General features: G+C 76.3%; 1 protein-coding gene. It reads right to left on the reverse strand.

The genetic code is table 11. The features are described from left to right. Positions 1-95: 95 nt before the first annotated feature. On the reverse strand, positions 96-1017 hold a 922-nt coding region (locus CH341_RS27265), incomplete at its 5' end, for a glycosyltransferase family 4 protein (RefSeq protein WP_245431276.1).

The following is a 1017-nucleotide window of genomic DNA, read 5'->3' on the forward strand; positions in this document are numbered from 1 at the left end:
GGCCGGGCCGGCGGCCGCCGTCGCGACGAGCAGGAGTGCCGCCGGCACCCAACCGGGCACCGGCCCGGAGAACCGGCCGGCCGCCACGGTACGGCTCATGCGCGGGCTCCCGCGGCGACGCGGGCGATGACGGCGGAGACCGCGTCCTGCATGGCGGCGACGCCATAGCGGGCGCGGGCCCGCGCCTCGGCGACGTCGATCCGGGCGGCCAGGCTTTCGGGAGACGACAGCACGCCGGCGAGGGCGGCGCGAAGCGCGGCCGGATCGTTCGGCGTCACCAGCGTGCCGGCGGCGCCGCCGTCGAGGATGTCGGAGGCCGCGCCCGTGTCGGTCGCGATCACCGGCGTGCGCGCCAGCATGGCCTCGATCAGGGTGCGGCCGAACGGCTCGGGCGAGACGGACGGATGGACCATCGCGTCGACCGCCTGCATCAGCACCGGCACGTCGCCGCGATGGCCGAGGAACAGGACGCGGTCGCCGAGGCCGAGCCTCTCGGCCTGCGCCCGCAGGGCGGCCGCATAGGCCTTTTCGCCGAACAGTGCGTCGCCGACCACGATGCAGCGCGCCTCGGGCAGCGCCGCGAGCGCGTCGAGCACGACGTGCTGGCCCTTCCACGGGGCGAGCCGGCTGAACACGCCGAACAGCGGCCCCTCCGGCAGGCCGAGATCGCGGCGGAGCGCGTCGCGCGTGCGCGGGTCGCGCACGATGTCGACGCCGTTCGGCACCACCTCGACCAGGTCGGTGCGGCCGCCGGCATTCGCGAAGGCCACGGCGGCGGGCTCGGACGGCACCACCACGCGGGCGGCGAAGCGGTTGGCGAGCGCCACCTGCAGCCGGCGCTGTCCGCCGCCGAAATGGCTGCCGTCGATGATGTCGTGCAGGTGCCAGACCAGCGGCCGGCGGGCCACCGCATTGGCGAGCGCGGCGAGCACGAAGGCCTTCTGGGAGTTCGCGTAGACCACGTCGTGGCGCCGCGCCGCGCCGGCGATCTCCATCGTCACCCCGGCGAGCCGGCCG

It is taken from the genome of Rhodoplanes roseus (genome assembly GCF_003258865.1).
GTDB lineage: Bacteria > Pseudomonadota > Alphaproteobacteria > Rhizobiales > Xanthobacteraceae > Rhodoplanes > Rhodoplanes roseus.